We start from the raw sequence: 18,149 nt of genomic DNA, 5'->3' as shown, positions 1-18,149 counted from the left end.
AGGGGGGTGCGGCGGCAGAGGGAGTGGTGGGGATGGGGATGCGAACCGTTGTGGACCTCACGCGTTGCCAGGGCTACGCACAGTGCGTTTTCCTCGCGCCGGGGGTGTACCAGCTGCACGGTGAGGAGGGACTGCTGTACGCCCCGGCCGTCCCCGACGACCAGGTCGGGCGCGTGCGCCAGGCCGCGGCGGCGTGCCCGGTCCAGGCCATCCTCCTCGGTGAGGAGGTGAGCGCCGATGACCGGTGACCTGAAAGAGGGCCGGATCGTCGTCGTCGGCGCGTCGCTGGCCGGGTTGCGGGCCGCGGAGGCCTTGCGGGAGGAGGGCTTCACCGGCTCACTGACTGTGGTCGGCGACGAGCCCCATCCGCCCTACGACCGGCCGCCGCTGTCCAAGCAGGTGCTGCTCGGCCTGGCGGCGGCGGACACCACGGGGCTGCCGATGCGCCGGGATCCGGACGCCGAGTGGCGGCTGGGCGTACGCGCCACCGGCCTGGACCCCCTTGGGAAGCGGGTGATGCTGGCCGACGGCGAGTCGCTGCCGTACGACCGGTTGTTGATCGCCACCGGGACCAGGGCGCGGCCCTGGCCCAACCCGCAGGAGGCCGCTCTGGACGGGGTGTTCACCCTGCGTACCCGCGAGGACGCCGGCGGCTTGGCCGAGCGGTTGGCCGCAGGGCCACGGCGGGTGCTGGTGATCGGCGGCGGCTTCACCGGCTCGGAGATCGCCTCGGCCTGCCGGGAACGCGGACTGGACGTCACCGTCGCCGAACGCGGTCCCGCACCTCTGGTGGGCGCGCTCGGCGGCACCCTGTCGAAACTCGCGGCCGCCATGCAGCGCAACCACGGTGTGGACCTGCGCACCGGAGTGACGGTCACCGCCCTGCGCGGGGACGACAGCGGCCGCTTCACCCGCGCGGAGCTGTCCGACGGCAGCCGCGTCGAGGCGGACGTGTGCGTCGTGGCGTTGGGGGCGGTCCGCAACGTCGAGTGGCTGGCGGACTCCGGACTGGCGGCGGGCCCGCGCGGAATCGCCTGCGACGCCGGGTGCCGCGCCTTCAACATGTACGGAATCGTCACTGACGACCTCTTCGTCGCCGGCGACGTCTCCCGCTTCCCCCACCCGCTGTTCGGTTACCAGATGCTCTCCCTCGAACACTGGGGAAACGCGGTCGAGCAGGCCGGGGTGGCGGCCCACAACATGGTCAGCCCAGGGCCCCTGCGGCGCCCGCACCTTGCCCTCCCGACGTTCTGGTCGACCCAGTTCGGGCTCAACATCAAGTCGGTGGGCGTGCCCACCTTCTCCGACCACGTGGTCATCGCCCAGGGTTCTTTGGAGGCGCGCCGTCTGGCGATGGTCTACGGCTACCAGGGGCGGGTCACCGCGGCGGTCACCGTCGACATGGCCAAGTCGCTCGACTACTACCGGCACCTGATCGAGACGGCTGCTCCGTTCCCGCCCCCGCCCGGCGCGGCGGACCGCGCGCTCGCGGCGGACATCCCGGTCCCGTCCGACGTGCCGGATCCGAAGAGGCTGTCCCACGGCCCCACCGTGGCGCTCACCGGATATCTGCCCGACCGCCGACTGACCGTGGTGCGGCCCAACGGCTGACCCACGTCCCGCCCAACGACGAGGAGCCACCATGGACTCCGACACCTTGCTGGCCCGGATCACCGACTACGCGAACCGCCCCAACCCCTACCCGCTGTACGCGGAACTCCGCGAGGCCGGTCCCGTTGTACGGCAGGCGGACGGCAGCTACCTGATCGGCACCTACCACGAGATCGCCGCCCTGCTCCACGATCCACGGATGAGTGTCGATCCCCGCACCCGTGGCGAGACGACGCACAAGCCGCCGTTCCTGCGGCTCGACGACCCGGAGCATCACAGACTGCGCACCCTGGCCATGCGGCCGTTCGGCCCCCCGCACAGCCCGCACCGGGTCGATACCATGCGCGACGAGATCGCCCGGCTCACCGAGGAACTGCTGGAGCCCTTCCAGGCGGGCCGCCGGATCGACATCGTCGACGACTTCGCCTACCCACTGCCCGTCACGGTGATCTGCCGCCTGCTCGGCGTGCCACGTGAGGACGAGCCGCTCTTCCGGGCGTGGTCCGACGCGATCGTCGCGTCCGCCGACGTCAGGCCCGAAGAGGACTCCACCGAGCGGGACAAGGAGGGCGACCAGGCGCGGGGCGAGATGGGCCGGTACCTGGTGGACCTCGCCGAGAAGCGCCGTGGCAGTCCAGGCGACGACATGCTCTCCGCCTTCGTCAACGAGCCGGACCCGGCCCTGCGGCTCAGCCGGGAAGAACTCGCGGAAACCGCCGTGCTGCTGCTCATCGCGGGACACGAGACCACGGTGAACCTGATCACCAACGGGGTGCTCACCCTGCTGCGCCGGCCCGAACATCTGGATCAGCTGCGTCGCGAACCGGACCTGCTGCCGCGAGCGGTGGAGGAACTGCTGCGCTACGAACCCCCGGTCCACATGCGCGAACGCGTCCCCCTCGCCGACATCGACGTCGCCGGCACCACCATCCCCGAAGGCACCTCCGTCGTGCTCGCGCTGGCCTCGGGCAACCGCGACCCCAAGCGGTTCCACGAGCCCGACCGGTTCGACCCCGCCCGCCCGGACAACCAGCACCTCGGCTTCGGCAGCGGTATTCACCTGTGCTACGGCGCACCACTCGCCCGCATCGAAGCCGAGGCCGCGCTCGGTGCGCTGATCTCCCGCCTCGGCACAGCACGCCTGGTCCAGGACCCGCCCCCCTACCGGCAGAACGCCATGCTCCGCGGCCCCCGCCACCTGCCCGTCCAACTCTGAGGCCGCCTGGCGGGGCGTGCCGGCGATCGGGCTCTGTTCCGCGGGTGCGCCGCCAGGTGCGCCGACCTTCCAGCGGAACCCGGAGAGCCAGGCAACGGCATCAAGGCTGGACCGGACTTCGAGCGGGACGACGACTTCGATCCCGGCGTGGTGTCCGTCGTGCTCACCTGGCCGGCCCACCACCTCCTGCCGGCCGTGGCCGCGGTGGCTGCGGCCGTCGTTCCGCGCGTGCGGGGTCGGGGCTGCACAGCCAGCCGTTGACGGCGAAGCGGCTGTCCGCGTGCTGCCTGCTCGGGCAGCCGACCGGCCGGACCTCGTGCCAGGCGGTGGGGCGGAAGAACACGATGCTGTCGTGCTCGGGCTCCCAGTCCCGCCAGGTGCGCTCCTCCCACTTTCCGGTCGTCCCGGTGTACAGCGGCAGGGCGGCGTCGAACACCCGCAGCTCGCCCCCGTCGAAAGGCCGGGGCGTGCGATGCAGGTAATACACGAACGTGAGCAGACGCCGGGGGGAGAACTCGGCGCTGGTGTCCTGGTGCGGCCGGTAGAAGTCGCCGTCGTTGTGCACGTTGAGGCTGTAGCTGGGTTCGGTGTTCCGGCAGGAGACTCCCAGCGTGTGCTCGACCGCCTCCAGGACCTCGTCGATGGCCGCCATCAACTCGGGCGCGGCGAAGTCCTGGCACGACCGGGAGCGGCGAAAGTCGGGGACCACCTCCCGGTCCCGGATCATGGAGGGCTTCAACGTGTCGCCGGCGGAGGCGATGGCGCGCTCCAGGAGGGCGCCGGCCGTCCGCTCGCCCAGGAACTGGGTGATGCGACAGACCGTCACCGGAAGCCGCCAGATCGCGTCCGTACACACCGGCGACCGCTGATCCACCGCCTCGGACGGTCCCGTCACGGTGTCGTGTGGTGCCAAGGTTTCCTGCCTTCCGGATCGCGACGAGGGTTCCGCGGGGGCCGACTCCCCCGAGTCGCCCAGGGATTGGGCGGCGCCGTCACGCGGCCCCGGGCGTGTGCACGCCCGCGGCTGCTCGCAGCCGGTCCACTTCGGCCGTGAGTTCTTCCACGCGGCGGTGCAGTGCCTGGACGCACACCAGGGCGACGCCGAGGCCGTCGACGACGGGGATGGTGGTGTCGTCCCGGTTGAAGCCGAAGGCGGCGTGCCAGTCCTGGGCCATCGGCCCGAGGTGGCGTACGTCTTCGGGCTCCCAGAGGTAGCGCCAGGTGCTGACGGGCAGCGCGGCCACGGTCTCCAGGACGGCGTGGCCGTTGACCGCACCGACCGGGGCCACCCCGCCGTTCTCCTGCGCCCCGGCCGGACGACGGGCCGGGACGGTGTGGTCGGCCGCCCGGGACGGCCGGCGGAAGAGCCGCATCCCTACCGGCTCCAGTCGACCGGGACCACGTCCTGCTTGAGCCCGCGGTCACTGCAGACGGCGCACGGGGAGCCCGGGACACCGGGGCCCTGGTCGGTACCGATGGTGATGGCTCCGTGGGCCCCGGCCGGGGCGTGGACGCCGTCGCCGACCATCGCGGCTTCGTAGCCGCCCAGCAGCTCCTGGAGCGTTCCGGGGCCCAGGTTCTCCGGGGCGGTGATCGCGGCCACGCCGTCGTAGTCGGTGTAGGCCGCCCCCAGCGTCCGGCCGCCGACGGTGGCGAACACGATCCGCGCACCGCGGATGGGCTGCCCGGTCACCGCGTCGCTGGCCATCGCGTAGATGTTCTCCAGCTGCATCTGGGTGATGTTCAGGCTTGCCTGACTGGCCGTCAGCCTGGTCGGCTTCAGGCTGGGGCACTCCTCCCCGCTGCACGGCGCGGCCGCCGGGGTGGCCGCGGACGCGGTGACACCGCTCCCCGCGCCCAGCGACGCCAGAGCCGCGGCCATCACCGCGATGGTCTTACGACCTGCAGAACTCATGTCCACTCCCACGGGAACTGCCCGGGCGTGAACTCCGCACCAACGCACGACGGCCGGGACGACGGGCTGCCGCCCCCATTCGGACGACGCGACCGAGCGTATCCACGCCCACCTGGCCCAACCGGCGAACAACCACGAGTTCGCGCGATCTGATGAACCGCCACCAGAACGGTGACGAACGCGATCGACGAGCGCGAACCAATGACGACAGGCCCGAGGGTTCCGTCCGGCGGATCAAGGCGCCGCAGGCTCCAGAGCGACTCACCAGCCCGGCGGCTGGGGGCGCTGGGCCCATTCCGGTGTCCAGATCTCGGTGTCCGGACGGCCGGACGGCCGGGAAGTGAGGTAGCCGCGAAGTGCGGTGAGGGCGGGGTGCGGGTTGTCGGCGTGCCAGAGCAGCGAGTGCGGGTAGACGGGGGTCGGGTCGCGCAGGGGAATGCGCCGCAGGTCGTGGCCGACGGGCCACACAAGTGGGGTCTGTTCGCTGAGGAAGGTCGCCAGGGTCGAGGAGTCGGCGATGGTGTCGAGGAGGGCTTCGATGCCGAAGTTGGGGCCGATCGAGTCGATGGTGAGCTTGAACGCGGTGGCGAGTGCGTCGTAGTAGGCGGACCACTCGGTGCCGGGGCTGTTGCCGGGCATCCAGATCCTGTGGCCGGCGAGCTGGGCGGGTGTGACCGCGCGGGCGGTGGCGAATTCGTGGGCAGGGCCGGTGAACAGCTGGAGGGGTTCGTCGAAGACCGGGGCGGTCTCGATGCCGTCGGGGAGCTGCCGTCCGGGCATGGTGACGGCGCGGAAGGTGGCGTCGATCGTGCCGGAGCGGATGGCGGCGATGGCCGCTTCGGCGTCGAAGAGGGTGACGACATCGAGGTCGATGTCGGGGTGCGCGCGGTGGAAGTCGCGCAGCAGGCCGGCCGGCGCGAGCCGTCGCCCGATGACGTCGACGCGCAGAGGCCGGCAGCCGGGCCGTACGGAAGCCGCAGCCCGGTCCTCGGCGTCGAGGAGGGCACGCGCATGGGGCAGGAAGGCCTGCCCGTCGATGGTGAGGCGTGCTCCGCGCAGGGTGCGGGTGAACAGCCGCACGCCGAGGTCGTTCTCCAACGCCGCGATGCGTTTGGAGACGGCCTGCTGCGTGATCGACAGGTTGGCGGCGGCGACCTGGAACTGTCCCGCGTCCACGACGGCGATGAAGGTGCGCACGGCAGTGAGATTCACGTCGAACACCCTAGATACACAACGATCAGTTGTGAATTAGGGATGAATTGGTTGTTTGATCCCACTACGCATTTGCCGCTTTGATGTCTCTGGTCAACGTGTGGTTCTGCACCGGGCGCACCGAGGGTGCGCGGGAGCCTGGAACCCGGCGACTGCCGGAGCAGCGCTTCGGAGGCTCTGGGCCGATCGTCCGCACAGGCCGTCCGGCCCGGCATTCGCCCGTCGGCACAGCCCCACCGAGACGGACCGAGTCGTCAGCACCGCCTGCCGCACTCGTGTGGTCGTCCGCCGGCCACCACCTCGGCGTCAGCCGGGATGGCGGCTTCCCACTCGCCCCGGAGGTGACTGACCCGTGCCGGATTCCTTCGTCCATCTGCACAACCACACCGAGTACTCGATGCTGGACGGCGCGCAGAAGCTGAAGCCGATGTTCGCCGAGGTCGAACGCCAGGGCATGCCCGCGATCGCCATGAGCGACCACGGCAACATGTTCGGCGCCTATGAGTTCCAGCAGGTGGCCCAGGGCTTCGAGAACGTCAAGCCGATCATCGGCATCGAGGCGTACGTCGCACCGTCCTCGCGCCGCAACCGCAAGCAGGAGTTCTGGGGGCCCGGCGGGCAACGCGCCGTCTCGGATGACGGCGAGGGCTCCAAAGACGTCTCGGGCGGCGGCCGCTTCACACACATGACCATGTGGGCACAGAGCGTCCGGGGCCTACGGAACCTCTTCCACCTGTCCACCGAGGCGTCGTACACGGGCCAGTTTCCCGCGGGCAAGCCGCGGATGGACATGGAGCTGATCAGCGAGCACCCCGAGGGCATCATCGCGACGACCGGTTGCCCTTCCGGCGCGGTCCAGACCCGGCTGCGGCTCAGCCAGTACGACGAGGCGAAGCGGGTCGCCGCGGCGTATCAGGACATCTTCGGGAAGGAGAACTACTTCCTGGAGCTGATGGACCACGGCCTGGACATCGAGCGCGAGGTCCGCGACGGGCTGCTACGGCTGGCCAAGGAACTGAATCTGCCGCTCCTGGCCACGAACGACGCCCACTACATCCACGAGGACCAGGCGGACGCGCACGACAACCTGCTGTGCATCGGCGTCGGCAAGAACAAGGACAGCCCCAAGCGGTTCCGCTTCCAAGGGGCCGGCTACTACCTCAAAACCGCGGAGCAGATGCGGAACCTGTTCCGCGAGCTGCCCGAGGCCTGCGACAACACGCTGCTGATCGCCGAGCGCATCGAGTCCTACGGCGAGGTCTTCGACCACGTCGACGAGATGCCGCAGTTCCCGGACGTACCCGAGGGCGAGACCCAGGAGTCCTGGCTGCGCAAGGAGGTCCTCAAGGGCCTGACCATGCGCTACGGGGACCCCGTCCCCCCGCACGTCACGGCCCGTTTCGAGACCGAGATGTCGGTCATCGGCCCCATGGGCTTCAGTTCCTACTTCCTCGTCGTGGCGGACATCTGCCGCCACGCCCGGGACAACAGGATCCCCCTGGGACCGGGGCGCGGCTCCGCGACCGGTTCCATCGTGGCCTACGCCACACGCATCACCGAGCTGTGCCCCCTGGAGCAGGGCCTGCTGTTCGAACGGTTCCTGAACCCCGAACGCATCAACCCGCCGGACGTCGACCTCGACTTCGACGACCGCCGGCGCGACAGAATGGTCCGCTACGTCACCGAGAAGTACGGTGACGAGTTCACCGCGATGGTGAACACCTTCGGCAAGATCAAGGCCAAGAACGCGATCAAGGATTCCTCGCGCATCCTGGGCTACCCCTTCTCCCACGGGGAGCGGATCACCAAGGCACTCCCGCCGGACCAGAACGGCAAGTCCGTCCCGTTGGACGCCATCTTCGACTCCTCCCACCCGCGGTACGCCGAGGCCGGCGGGATCCGGCAGATGTACGACGCGGAGCCGGACGTGAAGAAGGTGATCGACACCGCCCGCGGGGTGGAGGGCCTGACCCGGGGCACCGGTGTGCACGCCGCCGCGGTGATCCTGTCCAAGACGAAACTGACCGACCGGATCCCCCTGCACATGCGCGCCGCGGACGGCGTGAAGATCACCGGGTTCGACTACCCGTCGTGCGAGGCGATGGGCCTGGTCAAAATGGACTTCCTGGGGCTGCGGAACCTTGGCGTCATCGATCAGGCCATCGAGAACATCCGCGAGAACCGGGGCATCAGCCTGGCCACCGTGGACCCCATGGACGGCGGCCCCGCCACGGTCGTGATCCCGCTGAACGACGCCACGACCTACCGACTGCTGGCCACAGGCAACACGCTCGGCGTCTTCCAGCTCGACGGCGGCGGCATGCGGGCCCTGCTGAAACTGATGGAACCCACCCGCTTCGAGGACATCGCCGCAGCCAACGCCCTGTACCGGCCCGGCCCCATGGCCGCCAACGCCCACACCAACTACGCGCTGCGCCAGAACGGCAAACAGGAGCCCTCCCCCATCCACCCGGAGCTGGAGACGGCCCTGGACCCGATCCTCGGCTCCACCCACCACCTGCTGGTCTACCAAGAACAGATCATGGCCATCGCCCGGCAACTGGCCGGCTACACCCTGGGCGGCGCGGACATGCTGCGCCGCGCCATGGGCAAGAAGAAACCGGAGGTCCTGGCCGCCGAGTGGGAGAAGTTCCACGGCGGTATGAGGGAGAACGGCTACTCCGGCGAGGCGATCCAAGCCCTCTGGGACGTGATGCTGCCGTTCTCCGGCTACGCGTTCAACAAGTCCCACACCGCCGGCTACGGCCTCGTCTCCTACTGGACGGCCTACCTCAAGGCCAACTACCCGGCCGAGTTCATGGCCGCCCTGCTCACCTCCGTCGGCGACGACAAGGACAAAGCCGCGATCTACCTCGCCGACGCCCGCAGGAACGGCGTCCGAGTACTCCAGCCGGACGTGAACGAGTCCGTAACGGAGTTCACCGCAGTCGGCGACAACGTGCGGTTCGGGCTCAAGTCCGTACGCAACGTCGGTGACAGCGTCATCGAGGCCATCGTGGAAGCGCGCCGCCGCGTGGGGAAGTTCACGTCCTTCGCCGACTTCCTCGACAAGGCCGGCCTGCCCGCGCTGAACAAGAGGGCCGTGGAGTCCCTGATCAAAGCCGGGGCCTTCGACTCTCTGGGGCATTCACGCAAGGGTCTGACCGCCGTTCACGAGGACGCCATCGACGCGATCATCCCCGTGAAGAAAGCGGCCGGCTTCGGGCAGGACGACCTCTTCGCCGGACTGGGCAGCCCTCAGGACGCCGCACCCGCCTTCGGCCTGGACTTCCCCATCGACGATGCGGAGTGGCCGCGACGTCAACTGCTTTCGACCGAACGGGAGATGCTGGGCCTGTACGTCTCCGCCCACCCCCTTGACGGCGCCGAGCACATCCTCGCCGGCGCACGGGACTGCTCGATTGCCGAACTACTCGCCTCCGGCCGCACCACCGGGGACGTGCAGCTCTCCGGACTGATCACCAGCATCCAGCGCAAGGTGACCAAGCAGGGCAACGCCTGGGCCATCGTGAACCTCGCGGACCGGGACGCCGGCCTCGAAGTCCTGTTCTTCCCCGCCTCCTACCAACTCGTGCAGCACGCACTGGCCGAAGACAACGTCATCTCCGTCCGGGGCAAGATCGAGGACCGCGACGGCACGCTGAACATCTTCGGCAGGGAACTCGGTGTACTGGACGTGTCCTCGGCCGAGCACGGCGGCAAGCCACCCGTCCGGCTCGCGCTCCCCTCCCACCGGATCACCGGACAGTCGGTGAGCGAACTGAAGAGAATCCTCGCCGCGCACCTCGGCGACAACCCGGTCCACCTCAGCGTCCGCAGCATGCGGAAAACCACCGTCTACGCCCTGCAGGCCAAGGTGAACGCCACCACCATCGCCTCCGATGTGAAAGGCACGTTCGGCGCCGACGCATGGCTGGGCCTCGCATGACGGCACAGGCAGGCCAGGGAGGAGTCATCGAGTTGCGGACGTCCCAGACCCCTCCCTGCCCACGCTGCGCAGCTCCGGTACTGCTGACGGCGCGCTACCCGCACGCCTGGCGCAACCGGTCCGGAAAACGGGTCGCCGGCTTCAAGGAGACCGTACTGTGTCGGTCCTGCGACGTGAGCGACCCGGCAGCGGGAGAGCTACTGGCACTGCTCTCCGACGACGGCCCACTGACCCCAGCAGCGTTCGAGGCGTTCAGTGGACTCGTTCGGGACTGGCTGGACGCGGTACGCGACCGCGCCCCGAACCGCGCGGAGCTGGACGCGCAAGAGGCCCGGTGGAGAGCCGGCGAACTGTGAAAGCGACGGGAGCCCGGCCCCGGCCCGGTCAACCTCTGCGCCACTAGCAGGAACTGACGGTGTGGCCGTAGCCCCGCCGCCGGGAGGGCGCCATCGACTGCCCCCTGCATCCCGGACGGCGAAGCGGCCGAGCCGGTGAGGCCGCGGGGGAACTGACTGCCGGCCGGTGGAACCGCGTGGTCCGCCGCCGCTGCGGCTGCCCCGCACCGTGCGCATTTCTACAAGACGTCGATTCCCTCCCTCGGGCAGGCTTTTCACCGGCGGCGAAGCCGGCGGGCGTGGAGCTGCCGCGCTTCGCGACGGACGGCTTCAGGTTCCTTGCGGAGCCTTCCGGCCAACCCGTGACGGCGCTACTGGCTGCGCCTACCAGCACTTTTGTCATAGCTATGTCAATCACAAGGAGGGTCGAACATGCCGAAAAAGACAGGGCTGGCGGCAGCGATCGTGATGGTGGCCGCGTCGGCCACGCTCGCGGGACCGACCGTCGGCACGGCTGCGGCAACCTCCAGGGCTGTCGCGGACGTGACGAACGAGGCCCACTGGTCCCCGAGCAGGTACCAGAACACCGTGCAGATTCATCGCTACACGAAAAGTGACGGGCACCACTACGTCGACAGCTGGCTCACAGCGCTTGACGGCAACGTGACCGCCTACTACTACGACCGTTCTTACGACGGCGGCAAGACATGGGACTCGTTCGTAAACCGGATGTACACCAAAACCGGCGCCTCCCTGCCTGAGAAGTACGACGACGGCGGTGTCTGGTACCGGGCTTGCGGCGCGAGCGAGTGGCTCGGCAATCCCTACGGAAATCCTCAGTGGGGCTACAACATCGCCTGCACCGCTTGGTACTAGGTTCTGTACGGCGGATCATCGTCGGCGTCGGCCGCGGTCGCGGCCTGCGGGGCGGTCAGGACCCGGTTCCAGGTTCAGATCTCCCCGTCGCATGACCGGAACAACGAGCCGATCATGCGACGGTCATAAGATCCGCCGCGCAGAACCTATCCCGGCCCGGCGGCGGCCGAACGGGCGCAGAGGGCGGTGCGGTTGGGCTCGTCGGTCTTGGTGATCAGGCTGGCGATGTGCTTCTCCACGGTGCGCGGGGAGATGTAGAGGCGGTCGGCGATGTCCTTGTTGCTCAGGCGCTCGGCGAGCAGGACGAAGACCTCGTACTCGCGGACGGTGACGCCGAGGGCGCGCAGGTCCTCGGGGATGCGGCTGGTGCCGGTGCGGTGCTGGTGGACGGGTGCGCCGAGGCGGCGCAGGGCGGCGCGGCAGGCGTTGGCGACGGCGGCGACGTCGTGCTGGTGGAAGTGGTGCTCGGCCCGGCGCAGCCAGGCCACCGGCTCGCCCCAGCCGTCGGCGTGGGCGGCGTCGGCGACCAGCCGCAGGCCGAGGTGGAGGGTGGTGGGGTAGGGCTCGGCGGCGCGCAGGGCCTCGGCGACGGCGGCCGCCGCCTCCTGGGGGCGGCCCTCGCGGCCGAGCAGGACGGCGTCGGCGAACAGCACGAACTGGCGGTTCCAGCGCATCCGGCCGGGCGCGGTGGCGGCGGCCTCGTCGTGCCGGGCGCGGCCGGCCCGGCCGTCCAGGCCGTCCAGGACGTCGAGCAGCAGGCCGATCCCGTGCCGGCCGCTGAGGTAGTAGGTGGAGGGGTTGTCCCGTTCGAGTTCGCCGACGGCGTGCAGTTCGCGCCGGGCGGTCTCGCGGTCCTCCTCCATGAGCGCGCAGAACGTCCGGGCGAGGCCGAGGGTCAGCGGTTCCTCCTGGGAGCCGGCGCCGTCCCAGGCGGCGAACGCGGCGAGCGCCTCGTCCATCCCGGCCCGGTCGCCGAGGTGGGCGGCGAGGGTCGCCCGCGCCATCAGGACGTAGCGGACGGCGGGGGCGAGCCGCAGGCGCCGGACGACGGTCAGGCACTCCTCGGCGGCGGCCCGGGCGGCGGCGAACTCGCCGCGCAGGACGGAGTCGAGGATCAGGATGCCGTCGATGGTGTAGACGATGGTGGCCGAGCCGAGCCGCAGGGCCTCGTCGCGGGCCGTGGCCAGTCCGGTGGCGTCGCCGTCGGCGAGCCAGCCGTTGCCGCCGATCCGGGTGAGCGCGTACATCCGCTGGAGCGGCAGCCGGTGGCGTTCGGCGGTGGTCAGGGCCCGTTCCAGCATGGCGTGGGCCTCGGCGGGGTCGCGTTCGCGGGCGACCGAGGCGAGCAGTTCCCAGGCCTGGCAGACGACGGTGGGCAGGTCGTGCCGCTGGGCCGCCTCGACGGCCGAACGGGCCAGCTTCTCGGCCTGCTGGGTGCGGTCGGGGCCCGGGGTGTCCAGCGCGAGGTAGGCGGCGGCGACGTCGACCGGCGCCGAGGCGGCATCGTCGGGGGACGGGCCGAGGACGGCCCGGGCCCGGGCGATCTGCCGGTTGCCGTCGGCCCAACGGCCCGCGGTGTGGGCGACCTTGGCGAGCCGGGTGTGCAGCGCGGCGAGCCGGGGGGCGCTCAGGCCGGCGCCGCCGAGCGCGTGCAGGTGTTCGGCGAGGTCGAAGGCGCGGGTGAAGTCCCCGGCCTCGGCGAGCGCGGGCAGCAGCGACTCCAGGACCTCGGCCCGGCGGGCGGGGTCGGCGCTGTCGGCCAGCAGCCGTTCGGCGCGGTCCAGCAGGGTGATGGCGGAGCCGATCGCGCCGTCCGCCAGGGCCCGTCGGCCGGCCTCCGCGAACAGCCGGCCCGCCTCGGCGCGTTCGCCGGCCTCGGCGCGCAGCCCGGCGACCAGCGGGCACCATTCGCCGGTGAGTTCGGGGTGCAGGGCCTGGACGGCGTCGGCGGCCCGGCCGGCCAGTTCGGCCCGGGTGCCGGGGGTGAGCTGGGTGAACAGCGCCTCCACGGTGAGCGGGTGGCGGAAGGCGTACCAGTCCGGGGCGGGTTCGTCGGGGACGACCAGCTGGGCGGCGACCCCGGCGTGCAGATGGCTGAGCAGGCTGCGGTCGTCGATGCCGGTCATCCGCTGGAGCACGGTCAGCGGGAAGCGCCGGCCGAGCACGGCGGCGGCGGAGAGCAGGGTCTGGCCCTGCGGGCCCAGCCGGTCGATCCGCCGCAGGATGCCGCGGGCGAGGGCGGTGGAGACGTCGCTGCGCAGGTCGCCGACGACCCGCCAGCCGTCGGTGCCCTGGACCAGCGCGCCGCCGCTGATCATCGACTGGAGCAGTTCCTCGATCAGGAACGGGCTGCCGGTGCTGTCGTCACAGAGCCGGTCCAGCACCGTCTCCGGGACGCCGTCCGGCTCGGTGCCCAGCTGGGCGGCGATCATGTCGCGGACCTGCGGGCGGGTGAGCGGGGGGAGTTCGATGAGGGTGCCGACGCCGCGTCGGCGGGCCGAGCCGGCCAGGTCGAGGGCGTCGCAGAACTCGGTGCGGATGGTGACCAGGAGCAGCACGGGCGTGTACTCCAGGTTGTCCACCAGGTACTCGACCACGGCGAGCGTCTCGGGGTCGGCGTCGTGCAGGTCCTCCAGCAGCAGCAGTTGGCCGCGGCCCTTGGCGGCGCCGATGAGCAGCCGCAGGACGGCCTCGCCGAGGATGACCATCGAGCTGTTCTCGTGGTCGCCGGTGTTCCAGTCGGGTATGAGCCGGCCGAGCACCGGCCGGTAGGGGCCGAGGGCCAGGTCGTCCACCGGTTCCCCGCTGCGGAACAGCGACATCAGGGCCTCGGTGAGCGGCCGGAACGGCACGGTGGGCCCGGTGGTGCTGCTGCGGCCGCGCAGGACGCGCATGCCGGAGTCGAAGGCGGTGCCCACGGCCTCGGCCGCGAGGCGGGACTTGCCGATACCCGCCTCCCCGACCAGGAAGACGACGCCGCCGCGCCCCAGCCGCGCGTCGGACAGCGCCTGCTGGAGGGAACGCAACTGTGAGTCACGTCCGACGACATACGGCGCAGGGGAACGCATGACCGGTGAGCATAGTTGATGCGGGCCGCTCAACGTCAGACCGCGTGCCGCCCCGGCAGGGACGCGGACGCGGCGGTGCGGGCCCGCTGCCTGCGCGGACCCGCACCGCCGTCGTGACGATCCGTCGTGGCGATCCGTCGGGGTGCTCAGATGTGCGGCGCGGAGACCGTGGTGTCCAGGCTGCTGAGGGTGATCACGATGCCGCTGGTCAGCACCATGCCGGCGAGGACGCGGGCGCGGGCGCAGGCGCGGTTGCGGCCCGAGAGGCGGATCCCGCCGGCCGGGTCCTGCTCCTGGCCCTGGACCTGCTCGGCGGCGGCAGCGGTGGTGGCAGCGGTGGCGGCGGTGGCGGTCGGCTTGTTCATGAGGGTGGATCCCTTCTGGTGGCCTTGCGCGGGTACGGGGAGCGGATCGGGGAAGGTGCGGCGGTGCGGCGGAAGGTTCAGCGGGTGGTGCGGTGCGGGCCGCTCGTCGCCCGGGGGGCGTGGTCGAGCAGCAGGACGGAGGGCACGGTCCCGGGGAAGCCCAGCCGGAGCAGGGCGTAGCCGATGCCGGAGAGGCCGGTGAGCAGCCCGGGGGACGGCACGTGGTCGGGGGTCGCGCAGCGGTGGCCCTGCTGCTCGATCAGGCCGAGCACCTCGCCGGTGCGGTGGATGAGCGCGTCCCGGGCGCCGGGGTGGCCGCGCTCCGCGAGGACGGTCAGCGCCTCCAGCGCGCCGAGGGTGCCGTGGCCGAGGCTCAGGTCGTCGCTCCCGCCGGGGGCGGAGAGCAGGCGGACGCAGTGGTCGAACCCGTCGGCCAGGGCGTCGTCGGCCACCGCGGCGTCGGTCAGGGTGTCCGCCGCGGCGAGCGCGACGCCGGCGAGGCCGGAGTACCAGGAGAGGTCGCCGCCCGCCCCGGCCCGCACCGCGGCGTCCAGCGCGGGGCGCAGCAGCGCGGCCCCGGCGGTGGCGTACGGCCGCCCGTCCCCGCCCGCCTCACCCCGGACGGCGGCGTACCGCAGCAGCGCCCAGCCGGTGCCCGCGTCGCCGTGGGCGAGGCCGGTCGCCCCGGAGCCCGCCCCGGTGAGGGCGAGCAGCCGGTCGGCGAGGCGCCGGGCCTGCTCGGCCGCCCGCTCGGCCACCCGCCGGTCGCCGGTCGCCCGGCAGAGGGGCAGCACGGCGGCGAGCGCACCGGCGAGGCCGTCGGCCAGACCGGTGACGGGTCCGGTGGCACCGGGCCCGTCGGGCAGGGCGTCGGCGGCGTGGGCGAGGGCGGTCAGCGCGTCGGAGAGGCAGCCGTCGAGTTCGGCCCGGACGCCGTCGCGGTCGCCTTCGCCGCCCAGCAGTTCGGTGAGCCGCAGCAGTGTGTGGACGATGCCGCCCAGCCCGTTCAGGGCGCCGGGCCCGACGGCGGCGCTCAGCTCCGGGTCCGTGACCAGCGCGGAGAGCAGCGCCGGCAGCGGCCGGACCGCCTCCCGGGCCAGCGCGGTGTAGCGCGGGGCCCCGGCGAGCGCGCCGGTCTGGGCCAGGAAGAGCGCCACCCCGCAGTAGCCCTGGGCGAGTCCGCCGCCCATCGGCAGCACCGCCCAGTGCGCCCCGGCCACCCGTTCCAGGCCCAGCCAGTTGGCCCGGCCGTCGCCGTGCACGGCCCGGGCGGTGATCTCGTCGGCGATCCCGCAGGCGGCGGCGAGCAGCCGGGGCGACTCGGGCACGACGGCCGGTACCCGGACCGGGGCCAGCTCCGAACGGGGTCCGGAGTCGGGCGAGTTGGCGCTGGAGACGGCGAGGGTCGCGGAGATGACCCACTCCTGGTCGTGGCGGTCCACCTCGTCCATCGCGGCGATCTTCCCCTGGACGGCGACCAGGCTGGGCACGGGCAGGATCCCGTCCACCCGGACGTCACGGCCGGTCCAGACCGCCGTGCGCCCCGGGCGGTGGAAGAACAGCGGCACGTCCCCGCGCCAGAGTTCGGCGATCTCGTGCTCGATCAGCCGCTGCCGGGCCGGGTCGTCGGCGGACTCCGTCCAGAGCACGGCGAACACCGAGTCCCGGGCCAGCGCGTCGTGCAGCAGGTCGGGGTGGGTGGACTCGTCCAGCAGGGTCGTGTAGAGCCGGGTCGAGCGGACGAGCAGCCGGGCGGGCGTGTGCGCCCAGCGGCCCAGCAGCCCGTCCGTGCCCAGCGCGCCGGCCGCGCCCGGCAGCCCGTCCGTGCAGAGCAGGCCGTCCGTGCCGAGGAGTTCGGCGCGGTGTGCGGTGATCGCGTCGTAGCCGGCCCGGAACCCCTCCAGCAGCGCGGCGCGGTGGTCGGCGTGCCCGGCCGTCCGGCCCTGCGGCAGCGGCTGGTTCTGCCCGGCCGGGCTCTCCACCGGTCCGCGGACGGCCCGCATGGTGTCCGTCCCGGCGTCCTCCCAGCGCAGCCCGTCGCTCGGGTACGCGCCGCTGTCGGCGCGGCCGAGGGCGGAGATGTCCAGCGCGCCGTTCTCGCCGATCAGCAGGTTCGGCAGCAGGCAGGTCCGGTGCACCGAGGCCTCCAGTGCCCCGGCCGCCGGGTCGGCGCCCGCGGTGGTGGCGGCCGGCAGGCCGGTGTGGAACAGGGTCTCGGCGTCCACCAGCACCGGCTGGTCGCCGGAGGCGATGACGTTCTCGTAGTGCATGTCGGCGCCGTCCACCGCGTACAGCAGGGCGAGCAGCGCGCCCTGGCGCCGGTAGAAGCGGTCCGCCGCGGTGACCGAGCCGCACCAGTGGTGCTCGACGAACTCCAGCCAGCCGTACCCGGCGCCGCGCACCGACCGGGGGGTGCGCAGGCCCAGCCCGGCCACCTTGCCGTTGAGCCAGCCGACCGCCTCGTCCAGCAGCGCGTGCTGCCCCAGCGGCCGCGGCTTGTAGACGACGGCGCCGCCGTCCGCGAAGTGCAGCAGCGCGACGGAGCGGTTGCCCTGGTGGGCGTCGCCGCGGCCGAGCTCCAGCCGGACCAGCGCGCCCGGGTCCTCGCCCCGGAAGAGTCCGGCGACCAGCGCGGCGCGGTCGGTGTGGAGGCGCTCCGCCAGTTCCAGCACGGCCTCGGCCGCGTCGGCGGCCGTCCCGCCGAGGATCCGGGCCAGCACCGGGTAGCGGGTGAAGAGCCGGGACAGCCCCGGCCCGGTGCCGAGTTCGGCGGTGAAGGCGGCGAACCGCTCCGGCCCGGTGGCCCCGGTGAGCCGGCCCTCGGCGCGGGCCTCGCTCAGCTCGCGGACCAGCGTCCGGGCCGCCCGCCGGACCAGCTGGTGGCCGAGCCGCTGCTCGAACGCGGCCCGGACGGCGGCGTGTTCGCCCTCGGGCAGGGGCAGCCGCGCGGCCACCCCGGCCCAGGCCTGGGTGATCAGCGGGCGCAGCACCGGCAGGAAGACCTCGACGCCCTCGCCGTGCGCCTGTTCGGGCGCCCCCGCGGTCACCGGGGCACCGGCCACCGTCCGCTCCACGTACCGCGCCCACCGCGGCTTGGCCGACCGGGCGGCCAGGCGGTCGGGCAGTTCGTCCCCGAGCGCGAAGGCCTGCCCGTCGCCGAGGCCCAGGCTCGCCAGCCGGGCGGCGAACCCGGCGCGGTCCCCGGCGGACCACGGCCCGGGGCCGCGGCCCGGGGCCGCGGCCGGCCCGGCCACCGGGAGGCCCGGCGTGGCGAGCCGCTCGCGCAGGGTCAGCCCGCGGGCCCACCACCAGCGCGGCAGGGTCGGGGTCCGGGTGTCGGGGGGAGTGGCGGTGTCAGTCACAGGACCAACGTCCCAGAGCCCCCCACCCCCCACATGGGGGCCGGTTCCCCATATTCTCCCGCCACTACCCAGGAGCCCCCAGGTTTCGCCCACCCGGGGCACCGGCCTCCCGGGGACCGCCCCCACCAGGGCGGGAGCGCCGGGCCACCGGGGGCCACCGGGCGGCGCGGCCGGGCGGCGCCGCCCGCCCCCGCCCGGCCCGGCCCGCCGTCACCGGGGCCGACCCGCCGTCACCAGGCC

The 18,149-nt window shown here is 72.4% G+C and carries 13 protein-coding genes; 6 read left to right on the top strand and 7 right to left on the bottom strand.

Features of this window, described 5'->3' with window-relative positions; genetic code table 11:
• Positions 1 to 38: 38 nt before the first annotated feature.
• Genes AB0P06_RS01750 through AB0P06_RS01740 form a run of 3 tightly spaced genes read left to right on the top strand, consistent with a single transcriptional unit; the run spans position 39 to position 2,827 of the window.
• A complete protein-coding gene (locus tag AB0P06_RS01750) occupies positions 39 to 248 on the top strand; it encodes a ferredoxin (protein WP_363604257.1) in 210 nt (69 codons plus the stop codon).
• Complete coding sequence (locus tag AB0P06_RS01745) at positions 238 to 1,611, top strand: FAD-dependent oxidoreductase (protein ID WP_363604255.1); 1,374 nt, start codon at positions 238 to 240, stop codon at positions 1,609 to 1,611. The genes AB0P06_RS01750 and AB0P06_RS01745 overlap by 11 nt, the downstream gene beginning before the upstream one ends.
• A gap of 31 nt (positions 1,612 to 1,642) precedes the next feature.
• A complete protein-coding gene (locus tag AB0P06_RS01740) occupies positions 1,643 to 2,827 on the top strand; it encodes a cytochrome P450 (protein ID WP_363604253.1) in 1,185 nt (394 codons plus the stop codon).
• Between the two features lie 163 nt (positions 2,828 to 2,990).
• On the opposite strand, the gene AB0P06_RS01735 is transcribed toward AB0P06_RS01740, so the two are convergent.
• From AB0P06_RS01735 to AB0P06_RS01720, 4 genes are all read right to left on the bottom strand, one after another.
• On the bottom strand, positions 2,991 to 3,653 hold the full coding sequence (locus AB0P06_RS01735; RefSeq protein ID WP_363604252.1) for a 2OG-Fe(II) oxygenase: 663 nt from the start codon (positions 3,651 to 3,653) through the stop codon (positions 2,991 to 2,993).
• 166 nt (positions 3,654 to 3,819) lie between these two features.
• On the bottom strand, positions 3,820 to 4,200 hold the full coding sequence (locus tag AB0P06_RS01730; protein ID WP_363604251.1) for a tail fiber domain-containing protein: 381 nt from the start codon (positions 4,198 to 4,200) through the stop codon (positions 3,820 to 3,822).
• Between the two features lie 2 nt (positions 4,201 to 4,202).
• Positions 4,203 to 4,742: a hypothetical protein gene (locus AB0P06_RS01725; protein ID WP_363604249.1), complete on the bottom strand. Its 540-nt coding sequence runs from the start codon at positions 4,740 to 4,742 to the stop codon at positions 4,203 to 4,205.
• A 261-nt stretch (positions 4,743 to 5,003) separates the two neighbouring features.
• Complete coding sequence (locus tag AB0P06_RS01720; RefSeq protein WP_363604248.1) at positions 5,004 to 5,954, bottom strand: LysR family transcriptional regulator; 951 nt, start codon at positions 5,952 to 5,954, stop codon at positions 5,004 to 5,006.
• 352 nt (positions 5,955 to 6,306) lie between these two features.
• Here AB0P06_RS01720 and dnaE point away from each other — a divergent pair, with 352 nt between their 5' ends.
• From dnaE to AB0P06_RS01705, 3 genes are all read left to right on the top strand, one after another.
• Complete coding sequence (gene dnaE, locus AB0P06_RS01715; protein WP_363604247.1) at positions 6,307 to 9,903, top strand: DNA polymerase III subunit alpha; 3,597 nt, start codon at positions 6,307 to 6,309, stop codon at positions 9,901 to 9,903.
• A gap of 32 nt (positions 9,904 to 9,935) precedes the next feature.
• A complete protein-coding gene (locus AB0P06_RS01710; RefSeq protein WP_363604246.1) occupies positions 9,936 to 10,259 on the top strand; it encodes a DUF6300 family protein in 324 nt (107 codons plus the stop codon).
• Between the two features lie 411 nt (positions 10,260 to 10,670).
• Positions 10,671 to 11,114 (top strand): hypothetical protein, encoded by a 444-nt coding sequence (locus AB0P06_RS01705; RefSeq protein WP_363604245.1) that lies wholly within the window; start codon positions 10,671 to 10,673, stop codon positions 11,112 to 11,114.
• A gap of 146 nt (positions 11,115 to 11,260) precedes the next feature.
• Here the strand turns inward: AB0P06_RS01705 and AB0P06_RS01700 are convergent, their stop codons facing one another.
• The 3 genes from AB0P06_RS01700 to AB0P06_RS01690 all read right to left on the bottom strand — a co-directional run bounded on the left by AB0P06_RS01700 (position 11,261) and on the right by AB0P06_RS01690 (position 17,909).
• Complete coding sequence (locus AB0P06_RS01700; RefSeq protein ID WP_363604244.1) at positions 11,261 to 14,182, bottom strand: AAA family ATPase; 2,922 nt, start codon at positions 14,180 to 14,182, stop codon at positions 11,261 to 11,263.
• Positions 14,183 to 14,328: 146 nt separating this feature from the next.
• Positions 14,329 to 14,547 carry a hypothetical protein gene (locus AB0P06_RS01695; protein WP_363604242.1) on the bottom strand — a complete coding sequence of 73 codons (219 nt, stop codon included), beginning with the start codon at positions 14,545 to 14,547 and terminating at the stop codon, positions 14,329 to 14,331.
• A gap of 77 nt (positions 14,548 to 14,624) precedes the next feature.
• A complete protein-coding gene (locus AB0P06_RS01690; protein ID WP_363604240.1) occupies positions 14,625 to 17,909 on the bottom strand; it encodes a type 2 lanthipeptide synthetase LanM family protein in 3,285 nt (1,094 codons plus the stop codon).
• Positions 17,910 to 18,149: the final 240 nt, after the last annotated feature.

The organism is Kitasatospora sp. NPDC088351 (assembly GCF_040685575.1).
GTDB lineage: Bacteria > Actinomycetota > Actinomycetes > Streptomycetales > Streptomycetaceae > Kitasatospora.
This window is presented reverse-complemented; position numbering and strand designations above follow the sequence as displayed.